This is a genomic window from Halanaerobium salsuginis (assembly GCF_900114545.1).
In the GTDB taxonomy this organism is placed as follows: Bacteria; Bacillota; Halanaerobiia; order Halanaerobiales; family Halanaerobiaceae; genus Halanaerobium; species Halanaerobium salsuginis.
The window spans coordinates 64542-72549 of record NZ_FOTI01000012.1 but is presented as its reverse complement, the minus strand read 5'-3'; the positions used below and the strand labels follow the sequence as shown (position 1 = coordinate 72549).

General features: G+C 29.1%; 6 protein-coding genes. 1 reads left to right on the top strand and 5 read right to left on the bottom strand.

The genetic code is table 11. From position 1 onward, the window contains the following. Positions 1-275 (top strand): transposase (locus BMZ74_RS05835; RefSeq protein WP_143070132.1); only part of this gene is annotated, 275 nt, incomplete at its 5' end. Positions 276-414: 139 nt separating this feature from the next. On the opposite strand, the gene BMZ74_RS05830 is transcribed toward BMZ74_RS05835, so the two are convergent. From BMZ74_RS05830 to BMZ74_RS05810, 5 genes are all read right to left on the bottom strand, one after another. Further along, positions 415-1959: a sensor domain-containing diguanylate cyclase gene (locus BMZ74_RS05830; RefSeq protein WP_089860976.1), complete on the bottom strand. Its 1545-nt coding sequence runs from the start codon at positions 1957-1959 to the stop codon at positions 415-417. 138 nt (positions 1960-2097) lie between these two features. Continuing rightward, entirely contained in the window at positions 2098-3057 is a 960-nt protein-coding gene (locus tag BMZ74_RS05825; protein ID WP_089860974.1) for an aldo/keto reductase, read from the bottom strand. Positions 3058-3088: 31 nt separating this feature from the next. Next, on the bottom strand, positions 3089-4618 hold the full coding sequence (locus tag BMZ74_RS05820) for a phosphohexomutase domain-containing protein (RefSeq protein ID WP_089860972.1): 1530 nt from the start codon (positions 4616-4618) through the stop codon (positions 3089-3091). A 4-nt stretch (positions 4619-4622) separates the two neighbouring features. Continuing rightward, positions 4623-6101: a GGDEF domain-containing protein gene (locus tag BMZ74_RS05815; protein ID WP_089860970.1), complete on the bottom strand. Its 1479-nt coding sequence runs from the start codon at positions 6099-6101 to the stop codon at positions 4623-4625. A gap of 162 nt (positions 6102-6263) precedes the next feature. Next, positions 6264-7988 carry a putative bifunctional diguanylate cyclase/phosphodiesterase gene (locus tag BMZ74_RS05810; RefSeq protein WP_089860968.1) on the bottom strand — a complete coding sequence of 575 codons (1725 nt, stop codon included), beginning with the start codon at positions 7986-7988 and terminating at the stop codon, positions 6264-6266. Positions 7989-8008: the final 20 nt, after the last annotated feature.

The window sequence follows — 8008 nt, the reverse complement described above, 5'->3', positions numbered from 1 at the left end:
ATTTACTACAGATTCCTGATGTTAAAGAGTCTATTCAAGCTTTAAATAACTGGTATGAAAATGTTAGTCAGTCTAAATTAAATCTTTTCTATAGAGCTAAAGGAACAGTAAAACGCTGGGAACAACACATTATTAACTATTTTAAAACTAGAATAACCAACGGATTTGCTGAAGGATTAAACAACAAAATCAAATTAATCAAAAGAATTGGCTACGGTGTTCCCAAAGTTGAAAACTTAAAACGCCGAGTATTTTTATCATTGCTAAGTATTTAAGAGTAATTCAAAAAAACAAAGAGATAACATGATTCAAACGGTGCTATTTAGATTTCACAACATTTGTCAAAGAACCAAAAAATTAAGTTAAATTATAAAAAGGAGAGTTCAGTACTGAACTCTCCTTTTTATATAAGTGTTATTTAATTGCTTCTACCCTATTTCTGCCGCGCTCTTTTGCCTGATAAAGAGCTTTGTCTGCTCTTTTAATTAAATCATCTATTTTTTCTGTTTCTTTTATTTCTGCTACTCCCAGGCTTACTGTTATTGCTTCGCTTTCGATAAAACTATATTCTTCAATAATTTTATTTAATTTTTCCGCAAAAGCTACTGCATCGTTTAGAGAAGTCTCAGTAGCAATTATGACAAATTCTTCTCCACCCCAACGACCAAAATAATCAGATTTTCTAATATTTGCTTCAATTAGCTGGCTCAATTTTTTTAAGACTATATCTCCTGTATCATGGCCATAATTATCATTTATTCTTTTAAAATGATCAATATCAAAAATAATGAAAGAAAAAGGAATATTATTCCTCTGCTTACGTTCATATTCTTTAGTTAAAACTTCATTTAAGTGATGTCTATTACTGACATTTGTTAATTGATCATTTTTAGCCATATAACGTAAACTGCTATTACTATAGAAAATTAGTGATATTAAAATGATAGTTAAAATCAAAAGAAAAGTAGAAACTAATAAAGTATTATTAAAATTATTGTTAATTAAACGCAGCGAATCATTTGGTAAATAGCTAATTAAATATGCATTAATGTTATCATTTATTCCTTCAATTCTAATAAAATAACCAGTATAATATTTACCAGAAATTTTACTATTAATAGCAAAATCAATTTTTCTATCTAAATTACGCTTAATTACATTTCTATTTTGATTATTCATAAATCTTATTTCTGATTGTAAGATACCAATTGGAAATTCTAATGATTTTTTATAAATATCTGCATCATATAAAAAATCATCAACAAAAGCCAGCTGCTGATATTTTTCTTTTTCATCATCAAAGACTACTCGATTTACTAAGTCTTTTTTAACAATTAAGATATTAGTTCCCCCAAAATTTTTTGCCAATAGCTCTGCAATTGCTTTAAAGGAAATTCCAATCTCAACTGAACCAATATGCTCTCCCTTATAAAAAAGTGGGTATATATAACTATAATCACTAAATATTCTACTTTGGTCAAAACCGAAATATTTTTGTTTACTTTGATTAACATATCGAATAGTTTCTCTTAATTCAAAAAGATTATCTCCATATTTATCAGGACGATCCATCCTTAAAAAACTAACTCCATTTTTGAAATTAAATTGTAGTTGATGAATATGATAGCTATTTAAATTATCATAAAGCGACTCTAAATTATTCTTTAAATAAAAGCGATAATTATCCCTTCGATCTTCAAATTCCCAGCCAAATTTAATCGTTCTTTTTATTTCTTTACTATTAATTATATTGTTAAAAATTGCATTAGCTGATGTATTGTAAGTGTTTAAGATAAGATTTACTTCATTTCTAATCCTGGTTAAATTATTATCTAGAAAATATTCTTGTTCATTAAGCTTAATCTGATAATTATAAAACAAAAACAGAAAAAAAAGTAGGATAATTACACATAAAATTAAAAGATAATATTTATTTTTATAAATATCAGTTCTCTGCATTAAATCCCCCTTAATTAAAAGCAGTTTACCAACTTATTTAGAGCTGTTTAATAGATAACTCAATTATATCCTGAAAGACTATTTAAAGCAAAAAAAGAGTGACTTTATTTCACTCTTTTTTTTACTTTATTTAAAAAATTATTTCTGAGTAAGCTCTTTTATTACAGCAGTAGATTTTTGGCTAAGTTTAATTAACTCAGCCTGGGTCAATTTAAAATCTGCTGCTGCTGCATTTTCACGCGCCTGCTGTTCGGTTTTAGCACCAACTAAAGCAGCAGTAATGCCTGGCTGATTAATTGACCAATTAATAGCTACTTGAGCAGGAGTTTTATCATATTTATCAGCAATATTTTTTAGTTCTTTTATTAAATCAGCAGTTTTCTGCCAATTTTCTTCTTTAAAAAAAGGGTAAAAATTAGCCCGATTATCCTTTTCATCTTTAAATTCTGGTTTTTTATCGTATTTGCCGCTTAATATTCCCCCCCCCAGAGTTCCATAGCTTAATGTGCTTTGTTTAGTTTGTAAAAGATAAGGAATTAATTTAGTTTCAATTTTTCTTTCTAAAAGAGAATACTGTGGTTGTAAAGAGACAATATCAGTTAATTTTGATATTTTTTTTAATAAATCAAGTTCAAAATTACAAACTCCTAAATATTTAAATTTACCTGCTTTTTTTAACTTTAATAATTCTGCCAGACTTTCTTCAAGCGGAGTATCTGGATCAGGCCAGTGAATTTGATAAATATCAATTTGACTAACCTGCAGTCTAGTAAGAGACAGGTCAAGCTCTTTTCTAATTTGAGCTGGACTTAAGTCTCGTACATAAGCAGATCCCTCACGATGGGTACCACATTTAGTAGCAATAATGACTTGATCTCTCAAATCTTTAATTGCCTCCCCAACAATTTTCTCTGCTTTACCAGCTCCATAGGCTGGTGCGGTATCAATTAAATTTATTCCTGATTCAACAGCAGCTCTAATTGCTTTAATTGACTGTTTATCTTCTACACTACCAAAAGTATCATCTCCATATGCCCAAGTTCCTAATCCTATCTTCGATACTTTTAAATCTGTATTTGCAAGAGCTTGATATTGCATATTAATACTCCCTTTCTCCTGATAAATAGCATCAGTTTAACTTAGTTGAATTAAGTTCACTAAACTTAGCTAAAAATTCTTCTAAACGATCCTTAATTAATTTAAGTGAGTCATTACTGTCACATTCAATATTAATTACAACTACAGGGTCATGTAGAGACATCCTCATTAAAAACCAATCATTACCACCACAATTTACACGTAAGCCCTGATAATTATTAGGAGCCAGCTGCCAGTCAGCAAATTTATTAATTTGTTTATCTAATTTATTCAGTATTTTAGCTCCATAACCTTTAAACTCAGCTTCTGTAATCTTAAGGCGATACTCTTTTTTTATAGCTGCTTCTTCTAAATCACTAATCAAATCTTCAATTTTATGCTGGCCAGCACAATTTAAGTTTGCCATCTTTATTAATATCTTAGCAACCAGATAAGCACCATCATCAAGAAAATAATTATCTCTAAAAGCAGCATGACCAGAAGTTTCTATTGCAAGAGGTGCTGGAGTTCCCTCTGACTCTAATCTTTTTGCCTCATTAATTACATTTTTATAGCCCCGTTTAAAACGATGATGAACTCCTCCCAACTTGTTTTCAATAAATTTCTTTAAACCAACTGATGTAACTGAATCTGTCACAATAGTTGCTCCTGGATTTTCTTGTAGTACAATTGCTGAAGCCAATGCAATTAAACGATTTCGATTAATCTCTTTACCATTACCTGCTACAACAGCTGCTCTATCTACATCAGTATCAAAAATAATGCCCAGATCTGCCTGATTAGCAATTACAGCCTGCTTAATTGCCCGCATAGCTGTCTCATCTTCCGGATTAGGAATATGATTCGGGAAATTACCGTCAGGCTCTAAAAACTGACTTCCTGCTGTATCAGCACCAAGAGCATCTAATATTTCTTTAACAAAAAATCCTCCTGCTCCATTACCAGCATCAACTATTATTTTAAAGTCAGCTAGAGGTTGCTCAGTATCAACTCCCTGACTCAAATTTTTACGAATTATTTTTTGGATATGAACAGCATAATCAGTCATTAAATTTATTTTTTCAAGATTAACTTCAATATCTTGAATAACAATTTTTTCAAATTCAATTTCATGATCTGCCGCATAATTAAGTATTGCTGTGATATCCTCTTTTTCTAACCCACCATCTTTAGTAAAAAACTTAAATCCATTTTTATCAGCTGGTAGATGACTAGCTGTAATCATTATCGAACCATCATACTGATGATTATCTAAAATTGTTGCCATAAACATTGCAGGAGTTGAAGCCAGTCCAGCACTAGAAACAGCAGCATTTGCTGTTTTAATTCCAACTGCTAAAGCATTTTTTAGATTAGCGGCACTTAAACGAGAATCATGCCCAATTGCTATTGTTAAATCCTCAACTGGTTTTGACTTCTTTTCAGCTAACCATTTAGCAAAAGCATAACCAATTCCAACTGCAGCCACAGCTGATAAATTTATTTCTGCAGCAGATTCTGCAATTGCTCTTCCTCTAATATCTGTTCCACTTCTTAATTCTAGCCAATTTATTTTTTGCATTTTATCACTCCAGATTATCAATTTTTTGATTTTTTACCTGATACATAGCCAGATCAGCTGTATTAATTAAGTCTTTAAATGACTTTCTCTGACAATAATCAATACTATAGCCAAAACTACAGCCTATTTTTATCTGGTACCCATTAATATAATATGGCTTTGTAAGTTTATTTTCAAGTATATTAATAATATTTTTAACTTTATCTTCATCACTTACATTAGTTAGCATAACTGTAAATTCATCGCCACCCATTCGAGCTACCTGATCATTTGATCTAAGATTATTTTTTAATCTTTTAGCAACTGCTTTTAATAAAAAATCTCCTGTATCATGCCCATAACTGTCATTTACTTCTTTAAATCCATCAAGATCGAGATAAAGTATTGCTAATTTTTTATCCATATTTTTAGCTACATATTTGTTAAAATATTCTTCAAAAGCTTTTCTATTTGCCAATCCAGTCAAATAATCTGTATAAGCAATTCTTTCTGTTTTAGTTATAAAATATGACATTAAAACTGAAAATATTATAAAAACAATTAAAATAACAATTAAATTAGACAAAAATGAATACCATTCTTGCTGAATTTGTTCAAGTAAACTTTGATTATTATAACTAACTCTCAAGGCAAAAGAATTCCACCAATCAGAATCAGTATTTGAGACAAGAAATGGTATATAGCTGTAGCTGATTTTTTCACTTTCAGAATCAGGATGATAATTAATCACTTGATTATTTAAAACAGCTCGTTGAATTAAATCTCGATCAAAAGTGGCTATTTGCTGATCAGCTTCTGCAGTACTGCTAATTAAACCAATTTTATTGACATTTTGACTAAATTTATAAAAATTAATTTTTTTAACTATTGGATATTGTTTAGTTATTTCATCTGCAACAGCAAAAATATTAAAATCATCTAAAACAGGAAATCTTTTTGTAATATCTATACTAAGTTCTAATAAATATTTATGATCAGCAGTTGGCTGATAACTATATTTATTAATAGCTCCAACATTAAGTGCAAGATCAAATTTATCTGAACTAAAACTATCGCTATTTAATCGATTAGTAAGTAGTTTTGAAAATTCTGGGAAACGTGAGAAATCAAGTCCTAAATCAGCTTTAAGTGTTGTTTTAATAATCTGTAGATCACTATTAATAATATAAATCTCATAATCAGGCATTTGTGCCTGGAGAGCAATTAGATCCCAACTATTTACTTGAGAATTATGCTGATAAGTTTTTAATAATAATTTTGAATTTTCCCTCATTTCATGATTTAAAACAACTTCAGAAATTGAATAAGCTGAATATGCATTCTGAAGATTAGATAAAATAATATTTTCAATCAATTCAATTTTATTATTATTTTCAGACTGAATAATTCTAGTTGCTCGCTGATAACTTTGATAATTAATTAAAAAAATAACAGCAAAAACAAAGATAATAATTAGAAAATAGTATTTGCGTAATAGCTTCATTTTCTTCTCCTCTCTGCTTTACCAATTACTAAACTATAACAGAGAAAAATTCAGCCTTTATAATTGTTCTCTTGCTAGTTAAGTTTAAATTCTAGATAAAACAAAAAAAACCTGCAAAAAACCAGTCAAAAAATTGACTGGTTAGAAATAATTTCAAATAAATTAAAAAACTTTACTAATTTGATATTCACTTAAGGGGCGATTAAGCAAAAAGCCCTGGAGAAAATCGCAGCGATGTTCTTTTAAATAATGAAGTTGATCGATTGTTTCTACACCTTCAGCTACTACCTTAATCCCCCACTGATGAGCCATTTCAATAATTGGGGGTACCATCATTTTATGATCTTTTAATCCTATCATATCAATAAATGCTTTATCAATCTTTAAAATATCAAGCGGAATATGTTGTAGATAACTCAAAGAAGCATAACCAGTTCCAAAATCGTCCATAGCAATACTAATTCCAAGCTGCTTTAATTGATAAAGCACTTCAATAACATATTCCTGATCAGAAATAAAAAGAGTTTCTGTTATTTCAAATTCCAATTTAAGTCCATCAATACTTTCAGCTGCAATAATTTCTTTTACTCTCTCAACGAAACCTGGATCAGTTAGTTGAACTACAGAAATATTAATCGATAAGATTGGATCAACTTTGAAGTTAGCCTGGAGCTGTTTAAATCTCCGGAGAGAATTTCTAAATACCCAGTCACCAATTTCTGTAATTAAGCCAGTTTCTTCGGCCACAGGAATAAAGCGCCCTGGACTAACTGAGCCAAATTTATGCGAATGCCATCTAATTAAGGCCTCAAATCCTCGTACCTGTTTTCCATCTGTTTCATACTGGGGTTGAAATAAAAGATGAAATTCATCATTGGCCAGAGCTGATTTTAAAAGTTCTTCCATTTGAATATCAGCAATAATATCTTTCTCCATTTTTTTGCTAAAAAGTTCAATATCTTTTTCCAGACTTGATTTTGCTTTAAAAACAGCCAGGTCTGCGCTTTTTATAATTTCTTTACTATTTTTACCATGAGCTGGGTAACATGATACTCCAGAATTAATTGTTAATTTTATCTCTCTGTTATTATGATAATATGTTTTTTCAAGCATTAATTTAATTTTTTTTATATAAGCAAACAGCTCCTGCTCATGAATATTTCTCTGGACAATAACTGCAAATTCATCACCAGAAATTCTGCCAGCAAGATCATTTTCATTAATTGTTCTGGTTAATCTTTCAGCACACTTTTTTAAAATATAATCACCAGTCTTGAAACCAAGTGAATCATTAACTCTTTTAAAGTTTTTAAAATCAATTAAAACCAAAGCAAAATTTATTTTATCTTCAACTGACATTGAGGACAGATAATCGAGACGTTTAATAATCATTTCTCGATTAGGCAGCTCAGTTAGATTATCGTAGTAAACTAAATATTGTAATTTCTTTTTTTCTTTCTTTAACTCAATTATGTTACTCTTATTATCTTTCTGGTAATTATAAATAATAACAGAAATAAATAAAGCAATTAAATAAGAAAAAGTTATTGAAATAAAAGAAAATTTTCCTTCAAAAGTTATTATTAATATCATAGCAGTCAGAGTAGCAGTGTTTAAAGATAAAGCTAGTAAAAAACCCTTTTTACTAATATTCATAGCTAAATAAATAGAGATAATAATTTGAACCTGAGCTATAATACTGACAAAATTATTATCTAACAAAACCGGGAATCTATATTTATCTGAAATAATAAAGATTAAAAACATAGTCAACAAACTATAACTTACAATAAAAAAATTCAAATTAAATTTTTCATTCTTATTTTCAAATAACAAAAAATTATCAAAACTGCTTTTCATAAATTTTTTGGAAAAAAGTTTTTTCATTACTCAACCTACCTTTATAA